Origin of the sequence: Acetobacter senegalensis (assembly GCF_001499615.1) — a bacterium.
In the GTDB taxonomy this organism is placed as follows: domain Bacteria; phylum Pseudomonadota; class Alphaproteobacteria; order Acetobacterales; family Acetobacteraceae; genus Acetobacter; species Acetobacter senegalensis.
Genome location: NZ_LN606600.1, coordinates 2,351,413 through 2,371,940, shown reverse-complemented (window position 1 = coordinate 2,371,940; position 20,528 = coordinate 2,351,413). Strand labels below are relative to the sequence as shown.

Here is a 20,528-nt window from a genome sequence, read left to right as displayed (position 1 = left end):
CGTTAAGATGTGCTAGATCTTTACCATTATATTTTAAAAAACTCTATCCTAACAATGAAAGCGTTTCAAAATTTTTAGTAATTAAGGATAAAGTTGAATGAGACGCTGCTGAGATCTGCCTCTGAGTATTATGGATGAGCGCAAAGCCAAGAGGCCTGATGTCACTTTGCGCTATTTTTACAAAGCAAAGTTCTCCGGATTTTTCTTCATCAATAACATCAGCTTGCGTTAGTAACGCTATACCAAGGCCTGAACGTACAAGTGCTTTTACGCTGACGATACGGTTGCAGGTAAAAGAGGCTTGGATATCAGATTGGTGCGCTCGCAATCCCTCTTTGATTGCAGCACCAACGGCAAGCGTAGCATCTGGAAAAATAAAGCGATTACCAGCGGCCTGACTTAAACGTATTTCGTGACGCTGTGCAATAGGGTGATCTGGTCTTACAACAAACCCGATGGGTGCATGAAGTGTTGCTGCCACTTTGACACGTCTGGGAGTTTTTTCATCACTTAACAAAGTGATGCCGAAATCAACTTCATTTCGGGCGACAGTATGCCAAATAGCCTTAAAATCTTGCGTCTGAACGGAAAATTCTACACGTGGATAAACCTTGCTCATATCAGCAAGCACATCAGGAATAAAACGGTCGCTCATGGCTTCAACCACGGCCATTGACACGAGACCGCCGTGCAAACCTGAAAGGGCTGCCAGCCGTGTCTGGAAAGCATCAAAATCTCTTTTATTCGCACGGATCGTTGCCAGTAGTAATTCACCCGCGCTGGTTAAGCTTAGGCCCGCATTGTGACGATGAAACAAAAGAGTATCCAAATTGCCTTCAATAGCTAAAATTTGTCGGTTTATCGCCGAAGGCGAGACATTAAGCACCACTGCCGCCTGACGGATTGAGCCAGTCTGTGCCACAATTTCAAAATAGTGAGCAAAACGGGACATCGTGAATACGCGGACCGAATTTGGCATGTGATTGTAAGCTCCTGATGCCTGTCGATGTATTCTATGATTGCCGTCGACAAAAATGCAACGCGCTGTGTGTTTCTTTGTGTTGGACAAAGAACGATTTTTTGGTGATTTTATAAGAGACTACTATGCTCTATCAGTCGTATACTCAAGATGCTGAATGGGATTAAACGCTTACTTGCAGGCGTAATAAGCTCATCTAGGATGAATTTTCAGGGGAAAAGTGTCAGTGCGTGATCATATCCAATTTTATCTGGGAGATCAGTATTGCCAAGTTTCTGGCTTTGCTCCTGAAACAACGGTTTTGGATTGGTTGCGAGAAGAACGTCACCGGACGGGCACAAAAGAAGGATGCAATGAAGGTGACTGCGGCGCTTGTACTATCTTGGTTGTCCGTATGCAGGACAATAAATTGCAATGGAAAGCCGTAAACGCCTGTATCCAGTTTCTTTGGATGCTAGATGGAGCTCAAATCTTCACTGTCGAAGATTTACGTGATCCTACAGGAGCCCTTCACCCTGTTCAGCTGGCCATGGTCGATCAACACGGATCACAATGCGGATTTTGTACGCCAGGCTTCGTTATGTCTATGGTCGCCTACTATAAGTCCCCTTCAGCCAGTACGGATGAGGGGGCAATTAATGATGCTTTGGCAGGAAATCTTTGTCGCTGCACTGGCTACGCACCGATTGTAAAAGCCATGAAGCAGGCACTGGCAACAAAATCTGATCACTTTGATCAGAAAGAACAGACCATAAAAAATAGACTTGAAAAGTTTTTGCCTCGTAGTGCCTGCAAGATCAGTGCGCCGGCAGGGACAGTAAGTTTGCCTGCAACTGCCGAAGAACTGGCCTCAATTTACCAAGATAATCCGGACGCAACCTTGGTAGCCGGAGCTACTGATGTAGGGCTTTGGGTTACGAAACGGTTAAACTCACTTCCTCATATCATCAGTATTGGCAGTGTCGAAAGCTTGAAAGCACTGCATGAAACGGATGATGAACTTTGGATTGGCGCTGGGGTCACTTATAGTCGCGCCCATTCAGCTATTGCTACAATTCTACCCGATGCAGGAGAAGTCATTCGTCGCATTGGCTCGACACAGGTTCGGAACGCCGGAACTGTTTGTGGAAATATCGGCAATGGTTCTCCGATTGGGGATGGGCCGCCTCTTTTTATTGCGGCGGAAGCTACTCTGATTCTTAGAAAAGGGCAGGTAACTCGCTCGTTACCTATTGAAGATTATTTCATTGCTTATGGAAAACAGGATCGGCACCCGGGAGAGTTCATAGAGGCTCTGGTTATTCCAAAGCCAGATAAAAATCTGCTTTATAGGGCCTATAAAATATCAAAGCGGTTTGATCAGGACATTTCAGCATTGTTGGGTGTTTTTGCTATGACGTGTAATAGCGACGGCCTTGTTACCCATATTCGTATTGCGTTTGGGGGCATGGCTGCTACGCCTAAACGGGCTTATGCGACTGAAAATGCTATTCTGGGAAAACCTTGGAATGAAGCAACGCTTGAAGACGCACGAGATGCCATTCAGACTGATTTTACGCCCCTTTCTGACATGCGAAGCAGTGAGTGGTACCGACGGCAGGTTGCAGCCAATTTACTGACCCGGTTTTTTGCGGAAACTGCAACACCAACTACTGTTGAAACGCGGTTAGCTGGATGGAAAGACAAAGCGTATGTCTGATGCGTCCATAAGGTTAAAAAAACCAGAAAACGATCAGCCGCACCTGCCTGTAGTGACTGGCGGCGCGACCAAAAGCCTGAAGCATGAAAGTGCAAGAATGCATGTTTCAGGTTCAGCAACATATATTGATGACCTCCCTGAACCGCAGGGACTGCTGCATGTTGTCCCGGGTTTGAGCACGAAAGCGCATGCACGGATTATTTATCTGAATCTGGATGCCGTCAAAGCTCTGCCCGGTGTGATTGGGGTTCTGACGCACCGTGACGTTCCGGGGCATAATCAGGTTAGTCCTGTTGGGAAGGATGATGAACCGCTTCTGGCTGAAGATGAGGTTTTTTATTACGGTCAACCTATTTTTGCTGTGATTGCGGAAAACAGAAGTATTGCGCGAAAAGCTGCCCGGCTGGCGGAAATTGAATACGAAGACCTCCCTGCGGTTCTCAATATTGCACAAGCCCGCGCGGCCGGTTCTGAACTTGTTTGGAGACAGCTCGAAATGAAGCGGGGAGATGTGGATAAAGGTCTTGCGGAGGCTCCACGTCGACTAAACGGACGTATTACAATTGGTGGGCAGGAGCATTTTTATCTGGAAGGGCAGGCGGCCCTGGCACAGCCGGGTGAAGAAGGCGAGATGCGTATCTGGTCTTCAACGCAGCACCCCACTGAAACACAACACATGGTCGCGCATGTTCTGGATAGGCCAAGCAATCTTGTCACAGTGGAGGTCCGTCGTATGGGCGGTGGATTTGGCGGCAAGGAAACGCAGGCAAATACACCAGCATGCTTGGCTGCACTTGCCGCAAACCTGACCGGCCGCGCCGCCAAAATCCGTCTTGATCGTGATGACGATATGCTCATGACCGGTAAACGGCATGATTTTGTGATTGATTATAACGTTGGCTTCACTGATCAGGGCGATATTCTCGCGGTTGACATGGTTCTTGCTGCCCGATGTGGCTGGTCTGCTGACTTGTCAGGTCCAGTCATTGATCGGGCATTGTTTCATGCAGATAACGCCTATTTTTATCCTGATGTCAGGTTCCGTTCAGAACCATTAAAAACCAATACGCAATCTAATACAGCTTATCGCGGGTTTGGTGGGCCACAGGGCATTGTGGCAGCGGAAAGAGTTATTGAAGAAATTGCGTTTGCTACGGGCTTGGACCCATTAGATATCAGAATACGCAATACATATGGTACAGGCACACGGGACATAACCCCCTATCATATGACAGTTGAAGACTCTATCGCTGCGGATATTATGACTGAGCTGGCAGAGAGTTGCGACTATCGCCAGCGTCGGAGCGCTTTGAGGGAAAGAAATAAACATAGCCCTTACATAAAGCGTGGCATTGCTCTGACACCAGTAAAGTTCGGTATTTCCTTTACAGCAACACATTATAATCAGGCCGGCGCACTGGTGCATGTTTACACTGATGGGTCGGTGCAGGTGAATCATGGCGGCACTGAAATGGGGCAAGGACTCCATACAAAAATGGTGCAGATTGCCATGCGTGAATTCGGCCTAGCTGAAGACAGAGTAAGAATTACGGCAACAACTACAGGAAAAGTGCCAAACACATCCGCAACTGCAGCATCAAGTGGTGCTGATTTGAATGGCATGGCGGTTTTGGATGCCGTTACTAAAATTAAAGGCCGGCTTGAAGAGTTTGCCGCCAAACATTGGAATATAACCAGAGAGCAAGTTCGTTTTCTGCCTGATGGAGTACATGTCGGCGATAAGGTGGTCTCTTTTCCCGAACTAACCAAAGCAGCTTATTTTGATCGTGTCTCGTTATCTGCAAATGGATTTTATAAAACTCCTAAAATCTCATGGAATCCGAATACGGGCCGAGGTCGACCTTTTTATTATTTTGCGTATGGGGCAGCATGCGCGGAAGTGGCGATTGATTTATTGACTGGTGAAACACGGATTGAGCGTGTGGATATCCTGCATGATGCGGGTCAATCTCTTAATCCCGCGATTGATATTGGCCAGATTGAAGGGGGATTTGTTCAGGGTGCTGGTTGGCTGACAATGGAGGAACTTGTGTGGGACGATAAAGGACAGTTGCGAACCCACGCACCGAGTACCTACAAAATACCTGCCTGCTCTGATCGCCCGCGGATTTTTAACGTACAATTGCTAAAGCAAAGCCCAAACAAAGAAGAAACGATTTTTCGTTCAAAAGCAGTAGGGGAGCCGCCTTTTGTGCACGGTGTAGCCGTGCTACAGGCGATTTCAGATGCTCTAGCCAGTATAGCAGATTATAAAATTTGCCCGAAGCTTGATGCACCGGCAACACCAGAGTGTATTTTGCGCACAGCCGAAAAATTAACTGCTCAAAAGCCCGATCATAATTTCTGAAGCTATGTGCCCGTGCGTTCTATTTCGTCCGTTTTAGCTGACTGGACACCGCATTCCGCGGATTTTGCGTGTGTTCAATTGACAGAGACGCGAGGATCCACGCCGCGAGAGGCTGGCACTTTCATGCTTGTAGGGGAAACCTGGCAGGCCGGCACAGTTGGGGGCGGAACGCTGGAGTGGGACTGTTTACAGTATGCACGAGGTCTGCTGCGTTCTGATAAAGATGTAGAGTTTCATGAGTTTGTTCTTGGAAATGGTACAAATCAGTGTTGTGGGGGGCGGGCAAAAATAAAAATTACCCGATCAAATCTGCCTATGATTGAAACACTGACGCAGCAACTTTGCAGAGACGAAGAGTCCCGTAAAACAGTGCTTCTATTTGGTGCTGGGCATGTGGGACGTGCCTTGGCTTATGCGTTGGCACCGTTGCCGTTGAAGCTGGTATGGATTGATCCTCGGCAAGATGAGTTTGGCACTGTTCCGTCAGGGGTGGAAATGCGCGTTACATCTGACTGGGAACGGCAACTGACACTTGCTCCCCAAGGTTCAGGTTTACTTGCGTTAACGCCCAACCACTCCCTTGATGCACTGATTGTCGCAGCAGCACTGGAACGAAATGATTTTGCCTATATAGGATTGATTGGTTCTAAAACCAAAAGACGGCGTTTTGAAAATAGTTTTAGAGAAATTGGATTAACTGAAGAGCAGATAAAATCATTTATCTGCCCCATCGGAGACCGGAATATACGAGATAAGCGCCCAGAAATTATCGCGGCACTGGTCGCTGCAGAAATTGTAGAAAAGCTGCTTCATGCCGCATAAAGAAACTTGGTAGACGCCCCGTTAAGAGTAACCGGCCGTTTGAGGCCGCCTTATGATTAAAGATTGTGACTGGTAACTTACCGTCGTTAACGACGTCGTTATTGACGTCATTTGAGAGGTAAGAATGGCCCAGGAAATCCTGATTGGTGTTGAACGCCGTCGCCGCTGGTCGGATGAACGCAAACTGGCGATACTGTCTGAAGTTGGTGTGGATGGAGCGAGTGTATCGGATGTGGCACGTCGGCATGACCTGACCCGCCAACACCTTTACCAATGGCGGAGTTCATTCCGTCAAAGACTATCTTCGCCAGATCAGTCTGTGGCGTTTATTCCTGTTGCTTCAGTGACGACACCTGCTGTGACATCTGGCGGTGGACCTGACGAACTGGCCATAGTGCTGCGCAATGGCCGTAGTATCAGGGTGACGGGACATCCTGCCGAAGATCTTCTGGCCCGGGTCATCCAGATTGCGGAGACGGCATGATTGGCGTGGGCAACGGCGTGCGTGTCTATCTGGCCTGCGGGGTGACCGATATGCGCAAGGGCATATCGGGTCTGGCAGCACTGGCACAGGACGTGCTGCGTCAGAACCCGACATCAGGGGCGCTCTTTGCTTTTCGTGGTCGCCGTGGCGACAGGATCAAGCTTCTGATGTGGGACGGTCAGGGGTTCTGTCTTTATTACAAGGTGCTTGAGAAGGGACGTTTTCCATGGCCGTCTCCGGCAGAGGGCGTTGCACGCCTGACGACAGCACAGATGGCCATGCTGTGGGAAGGCATGGAGTGGAGACGCCCTTCCTGGTCTGCACCACCGTCTCGCGTAGCCTGATTTTTATGGCGTGATCGTGTAGAACCTTTTGAATTTTCTTAGATTTTCTGCTATTTTTTCATAATGACGCCTGCACCCGTGGTCCTGCCTGATGATCCGGATATCCTGAGGGAAATGATTGTTTCCCTGCAGACCGAAGTGGCCCGGCTTTCTGCGTCGGCCCGTGCGTATGAGGCTCTTGTCCAGTCTCTCAAAATCCGGATCGCACGCCTTCAGAAACAGAAATTCGGGGCCAGTTCAGAAAAGATAGACCGTGAGATTGAACAGCTCGAACTGCTCCTTGAAGATGTAAAAATCGCCATCGCGGCAGCCGATCCTTCTCCTGATATCAGGGAGCATGATGTCAGCGATGATGCAGTCTCTCCCCCACGGCAGCGTGGCAAACCACAGGTTTCTGACACGACACCACGGGAGCGTATTGTTCTCGACCCGGGTGAGGCCTGTCCTGCCTGTGGCGGTCCTCTGCGTCTTGTAGGCGAAGATGTCACCGAAATACTGGACTTTATTGCGGCAAAACTGAAAGTTGTCGAAACGGCACGGCTGAAGAAATCCTGCCGCCATTGCGAAACGATGGTGCAGCCTGAAGCACCGTCGCGCCCTGTTCCACGGGGGATGGCTGGCCCCGGGCTTCTGGCCCATATCCTGGTCTCGAAATTCGATGACCATATCCCGCTTTATCGTCAGAACGAGATCTTTGCCCGTCAGGGTGTGGACATTCCCCGTTCAACCCTGATCGACTGGTGTGGTCAGGCCGTTGCCGTTCTGCGTCCTCTCACAGATCTGATCCGTCAGGATGTCGTAAAGGCAGACCTGCTGCATGCCGATGATACACCCATCCAGGTTCTTGATTCCCGTCTGCGCCAGGCTGGGAAACCACGTGGTGTGAAGGAAGGGCGGATCTGGACCTATCTGCGCGATCCCCGCCCCTGGGGCGGGAGTGATCCGCCCGCCGTGGCCTACTGGTTCTCTCCCGATCGCAAGGGGATCAATCCCCAGACCCATCTGGCACAGTTCCGGGGCATTCTGCAGGCTGACGCCTACGCGGGGTTCAGGGATCTGTATAAACCCGATGCAACGGGAACCGTGCATGTGCGCGAAGCGGCCTGCTGGGCTCATCTCCGCAGGGCCTTCCATGATGTCTGGAAGGGCAGTGATTCGACAATCGCAAGGGAAGCACTCGAGCAGATCGGGGAACTCTACGATATCGAGCGGCAGCTCACCGGGTCTCCTGCTCCGTATCGTCTGGCTGTCCGACAGGAAAAAAGCCGCCCTCGTGTCACAGCATTCCACGCATGGTGCGAAACACAGCTCGCCCGTATCCCTGGCAAGGGGGAACTGGCAAAAGCAATCCGTTATGCGCTCAACCGGTGGGCAGCCTTTACCCTCTTCCTCGAAGATGGTCGTGTTGCCATCGACAACAATCCTGCCGAACGGGCCATACGACCGGTATGCGTCGGGCGGAAAAACTATCTGTTTGCCGGTTCAGACGCCGGGGGCGACAACATCGCTGATGCCATGACGCTTATCGAAAGCGCAAAACTTTCAGGCCTCAACCCGCACGATTACCTCGCCGATGTTCTCGCCCGCATCAACGAACACAAGATCAACCGCCTCCACGAATTGTTGCCATGGAACTGGCAACCCGCGAATACGCTTCACAAAAAGGCCGCATAATCAAGGCGGCACAGAACGGCCGGTTACCGTTAAGATGCTGGCTGTACAGCTTCGGATTGTTCGGCCATGAGAGAGACATGAGCTGCAACAATCTTCCACCCTTGGGACGAGCGATACCATGTCTGCTGCTGACGCCCTATCCGAGATGAATTGTCGCGTTTGAATTCCAAGCTAATCACGGCAGCGTTGTTCCCCAACAAGGTAATCACACGCCTAATGACCGTCCGTGGCGGAGAGCCACCACGTCGGGCGCGGCGAAATGCCGCAATTTCATCCGCGCCATAGAGGTTTTCACCCACACCATACCGGACGGTTTCCGCTCCATTGTAAAAAAAACAATCCAGAGCTTCTAGATTATTATCAGCAAGAGCGCGTTCATAGGCATCAGAAAGCAGTGTAACTTCTGTGAGTGTCTTTTCAGTAGCAGGCTGCATAAGAAAACCTTATTGACCAATGATAGCATCAAAATACGCTTGGAAACGAAAACCGAAAAGGCCACCAACAGCCAAATAATCTGTCAGTGACCTTTATGTGTTCAGAAATAGAAAATTTTACAGATGCCAATTCCGTTAGAATGAGGTTGAAATCGTTCCCGTCATTGAAAAACGTGGCTCAACCATGAATGAGTTACCATAGCCGGTATATGCTGGAGAACTGCCGCTATATACTGTGCTACTATCTTTAGCACTGTAAACAGCCCCCATAGCTCCTGTGCGAACAATAGACCCTGTTAGGTTTGTAAAATTAAGCTTGAACGTCGGTGATTTGAGGAACCCAAATGGCTTAAAATGATACCCGAGAGAAAGAGAGTTGGTTACATAACCTGGAATGCGTTGGTCATTAGCGACGCTTACAGACTGTGGCCCGGTATAATGAACCGCACCATTCGCAAAGAACCCTTTATAGGTGTAAGTCAGACCAAAATTGGCAATAATTCTTGGAGCCATAACAGCCTGCGTCCCTTTGGAATGCAGCATAATTTGCTGATATGGGTCAAAGACGTTGCTATCTTGTGTTGCATGAAGATATTCGACTGAAGCGTAGGGGCTAAAGCCGTGAATTTCACGCCCAGCAATCATAAAGTCAAAACCACGCATGGTTTGATTGCCAATAGAGAATGGACGAAAACTGTTCATTCCTAAATACTGATCTACAATGCGGTTAGTCACATTATAATTGAAGAAAGACATATCAATCATCAGATATTTGTTATGATAACGATACCCGAGTTCTTCTTTAATAGAGTATTGGTTTTTAGGAATGGGCATACTGGTATAAAGCCAGCCTAGATCATTCGTGCTTGGTTGACGGTAATCACCCTCGGCATTGATATAAACCTGATTCTGATTATCTATATTATAGCTGATAGACAACTGGGGGAGGGGAGCCGTGCGATTGTTTCCTTGGCTTCCGTAGTAATCTTTGTTCCATGTATTTGCCATTACAAACTTGAAGCCGGCATTAATCTGTAATCGGTCATGTAAATAGTGTGCTGTATCTTGAATAAACAACGAATGGATTTCATACCCAGCAGTCTGTCGGTCTCCTTTTGAAATAAGGTAATTTGCATTACTCGGACCCGGTGCCGCTCCATCTTCTCTTGTATAGCCTGAAGGATAGTTACGGTCTGTCACGTTGTTTTCGTACCAGTATCCAAGCGAAATATGGTTATGACGGTCTATGTCATAGCCAAGCTTTGCGGTGGCCCCGACTTGGCGTGCCCCATGTTCATTAAAATAGGACGTCATATTGCGTTGTGCACCGCTGGTATCTGTCTCTACGCCGCCTGGTGCTGCGTTCCATCCTTGGCCAAAGCTGAAATATGGCTGAAGATCAAACGTGAATTTTTTTGGTAAAACAATATGAATGGGTGCAGTTAAAAAAACCTGATTCCAGTGATCATTGTTGTTCTTCCAGTAGTTAACATTATTGGGATGAGAAGAACGTCCCCAGCCAATGCCATTATGCTTATAATTCAGGAACTGCTGTTCAGTAGGGTAGTTATCACTAACGATATCTTCTGAGTTCCATGATAGGAAAAGATGCGCATTGGACCCATTCTCCCAGTCTTTTCTCAAACCAAAATCAATATGCTTACGCTGATTGATACCTGAACCCATCCAGCTACGAGCATGAGTGTTTGAAAAAGAGAAAAAGCTCTTCACGCCAGAGTGGCCAATTTCGCCTGAATCAAGTCGAATGAACTCGCGCGACAGGTTGTTGGTACCATATGAAAAATCGACCATGCCACCAAACTTGTTGGATGGAACATGGGTGCGGGAGTTCATGACGCCCCCGGCCGCAGACATTACAGGTAAATCTCGCGCAGCACTTCCGGGGGTCACGCTGACTTCTTCAAGGTTTTCGGAATCAATGTCATCATTCACATATTTGGCAGCAGCAGCAGGAGCACCATCAACCATCAACGCCATATCAAGATCTGTCAGTCCACGAGACTGGATTTGACCACCCTGCATCCCCGAACTGTCTGGGGCCATGATGTTCAAACTCGGAAGATTTTTAACGAGATCTAGCGCAGTAGAGGTAGGGCTACGCATATTGATATAAGCTTTTGTAACAGTCTGAACGGCATGAGGCGCTGTTTCACGTCGCATCATGCCGCCGCCGCCATTGAGTTCCTGACGATGAGAACCGACAAGAATGTCCTCCTCTCCTTGCGCTTGCATGGGGCCAGAGAGACGTTTGGGACGCACAGGAACAGTGCTGGCCGGTTTTGTGCCGTGCCTGAGATGCGGCTGAGCAGATTTTACCGGCGTTGCCGCCTGCACGGCAGAGACTGAAGCGCAGAGTGAGGCTGCACTTGCAAGACTGGAAAGAGTAAAGAGGCGCTGTCTGCGAGACAGACAAGAAAACAAGCGAAAAGCACGAGAGCGGCCCAAAGACATACTCTATATCCCCTGCAAGATATGTTTGGAAAACAAATAAATATAAGAAAAAACTGGTATGGTGTGTCGTTTTCAACCGTTAGGAAACCACCTCCAGCACCATAGCTGGGTATGTGTGGGCTCGAAGGCGGCAATAACGATCCTTTCAAGCTGAATATATTGGAGGCGGAACGTTCTCACAAAAGCAAAAAAAGCATTTTTGCGTTGCTTATATGAGGACGCTGCTGATGCAGCACAAAAACGTGTGTTTGGTAGATACAGTGCAACTTAAACGGTAGCTGGCTGTTTACTGTCTAGAGGTAGCAGTCCAGCACTAAGAAGGCCTTGTTAAAACAAGGTAAAAACTGGAAGCCGCTACCGGGTTAAGGCTTCTGTTTCAGACTTTAGCAATCTTTAAGATAAAGTCTGAATGGGATGCTTCCTAATAGTGTGAGGCCATGATCATGAAGATAAAAGACCACATCACATCTGCAGCGACCCAGGTCGGAGATTTTCTTACGTTCGCAAAGCAAGATGAATCTGGGTTGCTATCTGTCATCAACGATATTCTGGGCCCAGTTCCTCAGCCAGATCATCCCAGTAAGCTTGAAGAAAGAGCCAGCGCGGCTGGGATGATTGATGTTATTCGCTATTGGCAAGCAACCGACAAGGCTCCGCCAGCCACCGAAGAGGAAATTAGCCCATCTTATTCATGTGGATGGGCTAGATACCTATCTTGCGGTGCGAAACCGGACGACAATCGGCGAAATCCTGAAGGCCGTCCCTGATGCCGCCGAAAAGGAGTTACCTCTTCAGCTCAAAGAGGCTGGATGGGAGCCACGGCGGTCAGCTACAGAACGCTTTTGGGTGAAAGTTTAAAACGGGTAGACTGATGAACCGGCTCTCCTTCTCACCAGAGAGGGAGAGTTGGCGTACGCCAAGCAGAAAGGCAGCTTTCGCCTCATGTCGGGCATTCAAAGCTATGAGTAGTGTTTCAGAAAGCGGACATAATTCTGTAAAAATCTTATTGTCGAATTGGGTCGCAAGTATATAAGTTAAAAAGATTGATTGTTTTATATACTGCATCATCAAAAAATATTCTTTTCTGCAATGTTGCGTGGGGTTCCACGTCGCATTTTCAATTAACGCTTCACCGCATGGAACAGAGGTGGACCCGTCTGATCGGACAGTTTTTGGGTTTGAATAAGCTATACCCGGTTGTTGTTATGCCGCCATTCTGACGGCTTTGCTGTTGGCCCTCTGGTCCGGGGTTAACCCCGGACCAGAGGGCGTGGGCACGTCATGATACGCCTCATCGGGCGTACGTCCAGCCAGTGCTGCGTGCGGACGCTGCCCGTTATAGTGGGTGATCCATTTCGTGAGCCCCACTCGAAGTTCTGATCCGGTCTCAAAGGCGTGCAGGTAGACGCATTCGTATTTCAGCGACCGCCACAGACGCTCGATGAACACGTTATCCAGCCAGCGCCCACGTCCATCCATGCTGATGCGGATCTGACGCTCTTCCAGGAGCCCGGTAAAACGGGGCGTCGTGAATTGTGAGCCCTGGTCAGTATTGAAAATTTCCGGGGTGCCGTAGCGCATCAGCGCATCCCGGAGCGCCTCGATACAGAACTCCGCATCCATCGTGTTCGACAGACGCCAGGACAGGACCTTGCGCGTGAACCAGTCCATGATCGCCACGAGATAGAGAAATCCCCGTTTCATGGGGATATACGTGATGTCGGAACACCAGACCTGGTTGGGCCGGTCGATGACCAGATCCCGCAGCAGATACGGATATTTCCGATGCTCTGGATGGGGCATACTCGTGCGTGGCTTCTGGTAGATCGCCCGCAGACCCATAATCGCCATGAGCCGCCGGACCCGCTTGCGACCGACTTCATGTCCCAGACGGCGCAGATGCCATGTCATCTGCCGCGAGCCATAATACGGCGTTTCCAGGAACTGGGCGTCGATCAGCCGCATCAACGCCAGATTGGCCTCGTTCTGTGGCACAGGCCGATAGTACACGCCCGATCAGTTGAGTTGTAGCAGCGTGCATTGCCGGATGATCGGCAGACGTGCTCGCTTCGGGTCAATCATCTGCCGCCTCTGATCACGCCCAACCGAGCAGAGGCATCGCGTAAAAAATCCCGTTCCACGAGAAGCTCGCCTATCTTCGCGTGTAGTTTCTCCACATCAGCAGGGCTGACCGGGGGCTCAGACACCGCCTTCCCCGAAAAGGTTGCCGCCATGCCCTCGACTGCCTGGCGCTTCCACTGGGCAATCATCGTCTGATGCACACCATGTTTCGACGCCAGTTCCGCCAGCGTCAGCTCCCCACGGATCGCCTCCAGGGCAACCCGTGATTTGAACTCCGCCCCATACCTCTTGCGCGTAACCTTACCCATAAAACCCGTCCTCTTTCAGGTCGGATTATAGCTTAGACACCTGTCCGAAAAATGGGGTCCACCTCTAACTATGGACGGAAAACGGCTACAAGCTTTCTGGAATCAGGAGGTCAAATCTCTCCTTGCCGTCTATCGGCAATTTGAGACTCTTCTTCCCAATTCGAAGACCGCTGGCGCAGAGCACCGTGGCGAAGACGGTCGCTACGTAGAAACGCTACTCCGCTCCTATCTTCAAAAATACCTTCCAAAAGACCTTGAGGTATTAACCGGTTTTATCCTTCGGCCTGCGGTCAAGTTGGGAGATAATAATCGTTCAAGATCGAAGATGAAGGACCTTCATACGACCCAGCTTGACATCATCATTTACGATTCCGGCACCTATCCCGTCTTCCAGCGCATGGTGGATACGGTTATCGTCCCGCCTGAAGGGGTAATAGCGGTTCTATCTGTAAAAAAAACGCTTCGGGATACAGAGATCCAGGCTGAATGCAATGCGTTGTTGGAGGCTTCACAGGCGTGTCGTTGTGACGAAGTCAGTCCCGAATGTCGCCGCCGCGGGCCGTTCTTAGCCCTCGTTGCAACAGCTTCCGATCTTGCGGATAAGCAAAAGCCCAAGGAAGAAAATGTTTTCGAAAAACTTCAGACTCTTTACGGGTCTGGGAGTGTTTTTGACGATATGATTGGCTTTGTAGGCGATCTTTCCGGTTGGCATGTGTTTAAAGCGCGTCCACCCGCACGGATCACTAGCTCAAATAAGGTCGCTAAGTATATGTATGTCGAGTTAGACGATGACGAGTTGCATCAAGGATTCCAATATATACTTTCAGGTATTTTGTCGGTTTATTACGACAAAACAAGAAGTGGAGTGAAGCGCCCTGGCTATACTGCGTTTGCATCGAAACCAGCTAGCATGATTGGAAAAATTGCTTTCACGTCTCTCCGTTAGCTCGTTTTCATAAGAGAAGCCGAGTCCTATGCGGGGGCGAGCTAAGTTTGACTCAACAAAAAGGAGCCACCCCATTTCTGGAGTGGCCCCTTTTCCTGGTTTTTTCCGCTATCAGCCTTCAGGAGTGACCAGCAACACGTTTTGGCTGCTTCGTTGGCAGACAACTGCCTGCCTCTTCTAGCAAGATAATGATGGCGGGGCAGAATTTCAAGAAGCATCACTGATTTGTGAACAGGTCGGCGCTGTCCCAATCCCGGGCATAGGGTGACAGTGAGATTACGTCCGGTCTTGAGTGGTCGTATCGGAGAGCGGACAGACAACTCCCCCCCGATAGTGTTGAAAAACTCATGGTGAAGAGTGAAGGTGTTGCCAAACCACTTCGATATGCGTGCGGCTTTCTTGCCTCAGGTGGATAAGGCAGGCGCTCCGGGAGGTATCAGTTTCGCCATTTTGCGGAGATTTTGGGCAGCTGCGGCGAGATGGAACTCATCACGGGCGCCGTTTGGTCCTCTGAGCCTCAACCGATCGATCTTCAAAATGCGCTTGAGGTGAGCAAACAGCATTTCGACCTTCTTTCGTTCTCGTCTGGAAACAATATAGGCGTCGGTTAAGGCAATGTCGCGGGCCATATCACGAGCACCTTCATGAACAGAGCGCAGAACCTTACGATTGGGCTGATTGGGGCAGCATTTTTGTTTGAGAGTGCATACGTCGCACGCCAGTTTCGACGAACGGTATCGAAGTAGGTTGTCGGGAGGGGTGTTTGGTCGATCCGAGTTAATCTTGCGCCACTGCTGCTTCAGTTCCTGTCCACCAGGACAGACGTAAAGATCATGCACGTGGTCATATGTGAAATCTCGGCGTTCGAAAGTCCCGTCCTGCCGGGCAGATTTGTCGAAGACCGGAATGTGAGGTTCTATGCCACGCTCATGAACCAGCCACGCAAGATTTTCAGCGGATCCATAAGCTGTATCCGCAGCAAGCCTTTCGGGCCATATTCCAAATGTTTCCTGCGTACGCTCTATCATTCTGCGTTGCGCCGTAACCTCGGCCTGCCGGATGGCTGTCGTGGTTTCTACATCCATGATGACAGCCGATTTAAGGTCGATGAGGTAATTTGTGCAGTAGGCATAATAAGCAAGGCCACCGCTTGCAGCGTTCCAACGTGCCGCAGGATCGACCGGAGAGATATATTTTGGTTGTACGGGCGTAGCAGACCCAAATGCAGCATCGTCCAGCACCGAGAAATACTCCCGCACAGCACGATGGGCTGCCTCGATTGGCAGCTTGTCTGGGCTCGGAACACTGCGCTGCCGATTAGCGTCGGCCTTGATCGTGCTGGCATCGACCGCAAAGCCTTCACCGCCCACCAGTCCCTTGGCGATGCACTGCCGGACGGTCATTTCGAACATTTGGCGAAGCAGATCACTCTCCCGGAAGCGTCCGTGCCGGTTTTTCGAGAATGTCGAATGATCAGGCACAGGGCCGTTGAGACCAAGGCCACAGAACCACCGGTAGGCCAGGTTAAGATGGACTTCTTCACATAACCGTCGCTCGGATCGAATACCCATCACGTAGCCAACGATTAACATCCGGATGATCAGTTCGGGATCGATCGAAGGCCGCCCCGTGCCGCTGTAAAATGGGCGAAGATGCTCACGCAGGCCGTCCAGATCAACAAGGCGATCAATTGAACGCAAAAGGTGGCCAGCTGGCACATGATCTTCAAGACGGAACTCGTAGAACAGTGCCTCCTGTATTTTCGTTCGATCACCCATCATTTGCAGGTTCCTCCTGCGAAGAGTGAATCAGTGCTTCACTCTCAAAGCAAGCGCGACTTTTTCAACACTATCCCCCCATTGCGGTCAAATAGAGTTATTTTTGCAGCATCATTTCCGCCATCCCGTCCAGTTGAGCCTTATGTCGTTCCCAGTCCGGCATGGCACGTTCCATGAGTCCCCAGAAAGCAGGGCCATGATTGTGCTCCTTGAGGTGGCACAGTTCATGCAGGATGACGTAATCAATGCAATCACGCGGGGCTTTGACCAGATGCGGGTTTAGCGTGATGGTCCCACCCGGTGAGCAGTTGCCCCACTGGGTCTGCATCACCTGAAGCTTCAGAGCGGGGGGCGTTGTCACCCATAGCGTTGTTGGGAGAAGCGCGCCCAGACGTGTCCGAAACACGTCTTGAGCCTTCGCGAAATACCAGAGTTCCAGCATCTTTTGGATCCGCAGGGCGTGACGTTCCTGCACGGACACCTCCAGCCGCCCCCGCAGCATCCGCACGGTCTCAGGCTTATCCGGCTGATGATGCACCTTCAGAAGATGCCGCCGCCCCAGATAGAAGTGGCTTTCTCCGCTGACATACGTGCGAGGCGTGGCATGTTCCTGCACCGCCCGGAAGTCCCGCAGCTTCTGCCAGATCCAGCGGGTTTTCTGGTGTAGAGCCTTGTCCAGATCAGCCTCTGTTGTGCCCTTGGGAATAACCACCTGCACAGTCAGGTCAGGATGCACCTTGATACGCAATGTCGTGCTGGGGTGGGGGCGGGGGATCAGGTTCACGCGGATCTGCTCACCCCCATAGGTCAGAATGCGAGAAAGGCTTTCTTCCATTTCAGCCCCGTAGAGTATCAGCAGGACCAGCCCGCATGATCTGGATGACCTGCTCAATGATCTCCTGCGCCTTGTCCACGCCAAAGCCTGCTTTCTGGCCCGTGCTGAACAGGAGGGGAAGCAGTTCCTTGCGCACGGCTTTTTCCATATCCGGGCGGCTGAGCGAGTTCTCCCGTACGGCCTTGTCCACGATGCTGTCGATCTCGAATGCCAGATCAACCCAGCGCTGGTTCTCCTCCTCCGTCTGCTTATGGTTGAAGATGGCCGCTAGAGTCTTCAGAAACACACCATAATAGGCCTGCGCATGGCGATGCCCGTCAAAAATAGACGGAATATTGTTGAGTTTGCGCTTCGCTACCTGTTCCTCAAACTCCTGAAACAGCATGAACTGCTTGAGGGGATGGTCGAACAGGCTCTCGGCCTCCTCGATCACCTTGCGCAGCAGGGCCGAGAACGCTTCCTTCGCGTACGGATCATCCTGCATTTCGTGGTCGATCATCTTCGTCACACGGGTGCGGATCAGGTCCGTCTCGTTGCGGGTTTTCTCTTTGCTCCAGTTTTCTGGCTCGTTGTCTTCAGGCTTCTGGCCCATCTTGCCCACTGCATAGAGCCCCTGGGCCTCATGCACCTTCACACCCGCCACATGCCGGTCCAGCAGTTTTTTGACCTGTTCGGCATACTGGTCGAAGTCCACGGTTTCACCGGTATCCTGCATGACCATCTGGCGCAGACTGGTCATCTGCTTGAGTGTTTCCTTGTAGGTGGCGCGATCTTTTTCCGTAAAGCTGGTGTCTTCAAAAAACGCCACAGATTGCAGAGCCACTTTCAGGCAGGCGGCAAACTTCGTCAGCGCTTCATAGAAATCATCCCGGCGCTTGAGGTTTACGTCCACCATCTGGCCGAGTTCCTCCACCATGCGCGGCATCAGCACGGCGCGAAGCTGCTGGAGGTCACTCCTGTTCTTCACGCCCTCAAAAATGGCCCACAGCGCTTTGTGCAGGGCAGGGAGTTCGCGGTATTCCGTGCTCATCTGGCTATAGAGCCCGGCAATGTCCTTCGGGTCATATCCGCCGACATTCTCGGCTGCCAGCTCGTCATACCGGGCCAGTGTGGTGTCCAGTTCTGCCAGAATGCCCCGATAATCAATCAGCAGACCGTGCTTCTTCTGGTCATGCAGGCGGTTCACGCGGGCAATGGCCTGCAACAGATTGTGCTGCTTCAGGGGCTTGTCGATATACAGCACCGCATTCTGCGGTTCATCAAAGCCGGTCAGTAGTTTATCGACTACAATGATCAGCCTGAGGTCCGGGTCCTTCTCGAAGCGCTCAATAACGCCGCGTGTGTAGTCTTCCTCGTTCTGACTGCCGACATTGTCCTTCCACCAGTCCTGAATTTCCGGCTGCCTGCGCTCATCCACTTCCGTATGGCCCTCGCGCGTATCGGGCGGGCTCATGACGATGGCGCTCTCGAACAGACCGACTTCATCCAGATACTGCTTGTAGCGAATGGCGGAGAGCTTGCTGTCACAGGCCAGCATGCCCTTGAGGACGCTGTCGATATTGCTGTCAAAATGCGTGGCCAGATCCATGGCGATCAGCCGGATGCGGTCGTCCGCCTTGTAGACCTGATTGGCGCGGGCAAAGCGCTTCTTGAGGTCCGTGACCTGCTCGTCCGTTAACCCCTGAGTGATGCGTTCGAACCAGGCATCAATGGCGCGATCATTCACATCCAGATCGGGTTTACGTTCTTCATAGAGCAGGGGCGTCACGGTGCCGTCCGAGACGGCCTGCTGCATCGTGTAGGAGTGAATGATCTTGCCGAACCGGCTGGTCGTCTCACTCCCCTTGAGCAGGGGGGTGCCAGTAAAGGCAATGAAGGCGGCATTGGGCAAAGCGTGCTTCATGCGGGCATGGTTTTCGCCGCCCTGACTGCGATGCCCTTCATCCACCAGCACGATGATATCCGCGCTGTCATTATGACACTCGGGCAAAGTGGTCGCGGTGTGAAACTTGTTGATGAGCGAGAAGATAATCCGCTCCTGCCCATGCCCGATCTGCTGCGCCAGACGGCGGCCTGAAGTGGCGAGTGCCTCTTCCTTGTCCTTCTTGTCCGCCAGTTCGCCGCCGGTGGAGAAGGTCGTGCTCAACTGGCGTTCCAGATCTTTGCGGTCTGTCACCACCAGAATGCGGCACTGTTTGAGATCGTCATCCAGAATGAGGGCACGGCTGAGGAACACCATGGTGAAGGACTTGCCCGACCCTGTGGTGTGCCAGACCACACCGCCCTCACGCCCGCCATCGGCGCGGCGGGATTTAATGCGCTCCAATAGGCGCTTGATCCCAAAAACCTGCTGATAACGGGCGACGATCTTGCCTGCCTTGCGGTCGACCAGCGTGAAGAACCGCGCCATGTCCAGCAAACGCTCGGGGGAGAGCAGGCCGATCAGCAGCCGGTCCTGATCCGTGACATGTAGGGGGCGGGAGGCCCAGTCCTCGAACCATACCCGGTCAGACGGTTTCCGTTCCGCAAACAACGCGTCTTTCTGGGAACCAGAAAGCGGCGTGTTCTTGAGTGCCTCCATCCGGCTTTCGGGAATGTCCTCTTCCTTCCAGCTTGCCCAGAATTTTTTGGGAGTGCCGCAGGTGCCATAACGCCCGTCATGCCCGGTGATGGAAAGCAGAAGCTGGCTGTAGGCAAAAAGCTGGGGGATTTCATCCTTATTCTGATTGCGGATGCTCTGGGAAATTCCGGCCTCCACCGTCGGGCCTTTGCCCGGCTGGCCATCGGGGCGCTTGGCCTCGATCACCGCCAGCGGAATGCCGTTGACGAAACACACAATATCCGGTCTGCGCGTCTGTGTCAGATCCGTGCGCAGGACGCTGAATTCTTCGGTAAAGGTAAAGCTGTTATTGGCCGGGTTCTGCCAGTCGATCAGCGCTATGGTCGGGTTAGCCTTGCGACCGTTGATGAACTCGGTGATGGCGATGCCGAACAGCAGATGCGTTGTCATCTTTTCATTGGCGTCACGCAGGCCGGAGACAAAGTCCGGATGCGTGACGTGAGAAACAAGCCGCTCAATAGCCTGATCGGACAGGGCGTGGTCCTGTCCTTCAAACGTAAAGCGGCGTTTTTTCAGTTCCGTCCGCAGGAGGGTGTCCAGCACCACCGCACTCTGCTTGCCGCCCCGCAAGGCCAGTGCTTCGGATGGGGGTAGAAACCGCCAGCCGAGGGTGCTGAGCAGGGCCAGGGCTGGCAGTTTGGCGCTGTATTCTTCCTGAAATTTTGGGGCGGGAGGCATGGTTT

General features: G+C 51.5%; 14 protein-coding genes and 1 pseudogene. 8 read left to right on the top strand and 7 right to left on the bottom strand.

The genetic code is table 11. The features are described 5' to 3' along the window. Positions 1–43 precede the first annotated feature (43 nt). Positions 44–979 carry a LysR family transcriptional regulator gene (locus tag ASN_RS11075; protein ID WP_058988204.1) on the bottom strand — a complete coding sequence of 312 codons (936 nt, stop codon included), beginning with the start codon at positions 977–979 and terminating at the stop codon, positions 44–46. A gap of 226 nt (positions 980–1,205) precedes the next feature. On the opposite strand from ASN_RS11075, the gene xdhA reads away from it, so the two are divergent. From xdhA to tnpC, 6 genes are all read left to right on the top strand, one after another. Beyond that, entirely contained in the window at positions 1,206–2,678 is a 1,473-nt protein-coding gene (gene xdhA, locus ASN_RS11070) for a xanthine dehydrogenase small subunit (RefSeq protein ID WP_058988203.1), read from the top strand. After that, complete coding sequence (gene xdhB, locus ASN_RS11065) at positions 2,671–5,046, top strand: xanthine dehydrogenase molybdopterin binding subunit (RefSeq protein ID WP_058988202.1); 2,376 nt, start codon at positions 2,671–2,673, stop codon at positions 5,044–5,046. The genes xdhA and xdhB overlap by 8 nt, the downstream gene beginning before the upstream one ends. 12 nt (positions 5,047–5,058) lie before the next feature. After that, entirely contained in the window at positions 5,059–5,868 is an 810-nt protein-coding gene (gene xdhC / locus ASN_RS11060; RefSeq protein WP_058988201.1) for a xanthine dehydrogenase accessory protein XdhC, read from the top strand. 124 nt (positions 5,869–5,992) lie between these two features. Further along, entirely contained in the window at positions 5,993–6,352 is a 360-nt protein-coding gene (gene tnpA, locus ASN_RS19250; protein WP_058986867.1) for an IS66-like element accessory protein TnpA, read from the top strand. Next, complete coding sequence (tnpB, locus tag ASN_RS11050; protein ID WP_010510701.1) at positions 6,349–6,696, top strand: IS66 family insertion sequence element accessory protein TnpB; 348 nt, start codon at positions 6,349–6,351, stop codon at positions 6,694–6,696. The genes tnpA and tnpB overlap by 4 nt, the downstream gene beginning before the upstream one ends. A gap of 63 nt (positions 6,697–6,759) precedes the next feature. Then, complete coding sequence (gene tnpC, locus ASN_RS11045; protein ID WP_058986868.1) at positions 6,760–8,370, top strand: IS66 family transposase; 1,611 nt, start codon at positions 6,760–6,762, stop codon at positions 8,368–8,370. A 29-nt stretch (positions 8,371–8,399) separates the two neighbouring features. Here the strand turns inward: tnpC and hpxZ are convergent, their stop codons facing one another. Together hpxZ and ASN_RS11035 are read right to left on the bottom strand one after the other, a co-directional pair. Beyond that, positions 8,400–8,804 (bottom strand): oxalurate catabolism protein HpxZ, encoded by a 405-nt coding sequence (hpxZ, locus tag ASN_RS11040; RefSeq protein WP_058988200.1) that lies wholly within the window; start codon positions 8,802–8,804, stop codon positions 8,400–8,402. 135 nt (positions 8,805–8,939) lie between these two features. After that, a complete protein-coding gene (locus tag ASN_RS11035; RefSeq protein ID WP_058988199.1) occupies positions 8,940–11,276 on the bottom strand; it encodes a TonB-dependent receptor in 2,337 nt (778 codons plus the stop codon). Positions 11,277–11,719: 443 nt separating this feature from the next. On the opposite strand from ASN_RS11035, the gene ASN_RS11030 reads away from it, so the two are divergent. Further along, positions 11,720–12,043 carry a hypothetical protein gene (locus ASN_RS11030; RefSeq protein WP_197603279.1) on the top strand — a complete coding sequence of 108 codons (324 nt, stop codon included), beginning with the start codon at positions 11,720–11,722 and terminating at the stop codon, positions 12,041–12,043. A 436-nt stretch (positions 12,044–12,479) separates the two neighbouring features. Here the strand turns inward: ASN_RS11030 and ASN_RS18850 are convergent. Continuing rightward, positions 12,480–13,666 (bottom strand): annotated as a pseudogene (locus ASN_RS18850) (IS3 family transposase). A gap of 70 nt (positions 13,667–13,736) precedes the next feature. On the opposite strand from ASN_RS18850, the gene ASN_RS11010 reads away from it, so the two are divergent. Next, the gene (locus tag ASN_RS11010; RefSeq protein WP_058988194.1) at positions 13,737–14,612 is read left to right on the top strand and encodes a DUF6602 domain-containing protein; all 876 of its coding nucleotides are present in this window, start codon (positions 13,737–13,739) and stop codon (positions 14,610–14,612) included. Between the two features lie 404 nt (positions 14,613–15,016). On the opposite strand, the gene ASN_RS11005 is transcribed toward ASN_RS11010, so the two are convergent. The 3 genes from ASN_RS11005 to ASN_RS10995 all read right to left on the bottom strand — a co-directional run bounded on the left by ASN_RS11005 (position 15,017) and on the right by ASN_RS10995 (position 20,523). Beyond that, complete coding sequence (locus tag ASN_RS11005; RefSeq protein ID WP_058988193.1) at positions 15,017–16,393, bottom strand: IS1182 family transposase; 1,377 nt, start codon at positions 16,391–16,393, stop codon at positions 15,017–15,019. A 94-nt stretch (positions 16,394–16,487) separates the two neighbouring features. Then, positions 16,488–17,225 carry a M48 family metallopeptidase gene (locus ASN_RS11000; protein WP_058988192.1) on the bottom strand — a complete coding sequence of 246 codons (738 nt, stop codon included), beginning with the start codon at positions 17,223–17,225 and terminating at the stop codon, positions 16,488–16,490. A 1-nt stretch (position 17,226) separates the two neighbouring features. Beyond that, positions 17,227–20,523 (bottom strand): type I restriction endonuclease subunit R, encoded by a 3,297-nt coding sequence (locus tag ASN_RS10995; RefSeq protein ID WP_058988191.1) that lies wholly within the window; start codon positions 20,521–20,523, stop codon positions 17,227–17,229. Positions 20,524–20,528: the final 5 nt, after the last annotated feature.

What these genes read in the sequence shown, in the direction of transcription:
- ASN_RS11005 (WP_058988193.1), bottom strand. Translation starts at nt 16,393, where the DNA reads ATGATGGGTGATCGAACGAAAATACAGGAGGCACTGTTCTACGAGTTC.
- xdhB (WP_058988202.1), top strand. Translation starts at nt 2,671, where the DNA reads ATGTCTGATGCGTCCATAAGGTTAAAAAAACCAGAAAACGATCAGCCG.
- tnpC (WP_058986868.1), top strand. Translation starts at nt 6,760, where the DNA reads ATGACGCCTGCACCCGTGGTCCTGCCTGATGATCCGGATATCCTGAGG.
- ASN_RS10995 (WP_058988191.1), bottom strand. Translation starts at nt 20,523, where the DNA reads ATGCCTCCCGCCCCAAAATTTCAGGAAGAATACAGCGCCAAACTGCCA.
- hpxZ (WP_058988200.1), bottom strand. Translation starts at nt 8,804, where the DNA reads ATGCAGCCTGCTACTGAAAAGACACTCACAGAAGTTACACTGCTTTCT.
- ASN_RS11000 (WP_058988192.1), bottom strand. Translation starts at nt 17,225, where the DNA reads ATGGAAGAAAGCCTTTCTCGCATTCTGACCTATGGGGGTGAGCAGATC.
- ASN_RS11075 (WP_058988204.1), bottom strand. Translation starts at nt 979, where the DNA reads ATGCCAAATTCGGTCCGCGTATTCACGATGTCCCGTTTTGCTCACTAT.
- tnpA (WP_058986867.1), top strand. Translation starts at nt 5,993, where the DNA reads ATGGCCCAGGAAATCCTGATTGGTGTTGAACGCCGTCGCCGCTGGTCG.
- tnpB (WP_010510701.1), top strand. Translation starts at nt 6,349, where the DNA reads ATGATTGGCGTGGGCAACGGCGTGCGTGTCTATCTGGCCTGCGGGGTG.
- ASN_RS11030 (WP_197603279.1), top strand. Translation starts at nt 11,720, where the DNA reads ATGAAGATAAAAGACCACATCACATCTGCAGCGACCCAGGTCGGAGAT.
- ASN_RS11010 (WP_058988194.1), top strand. Translation starts at nt 13,737, where the DNA reads ATGGACGGAAAACGGCTACAAGCTTTCTGGAATCAGGAGGTCAAATCT.
- ASN_RS11035 (WP_058988199.1), bottom strand. Translation starts at nt 11,276, where the DNA reads ATGTCTTTGGGCCGCTCTCGTGCTTTTCGCTTGTTTTCTTGTCTGTCT.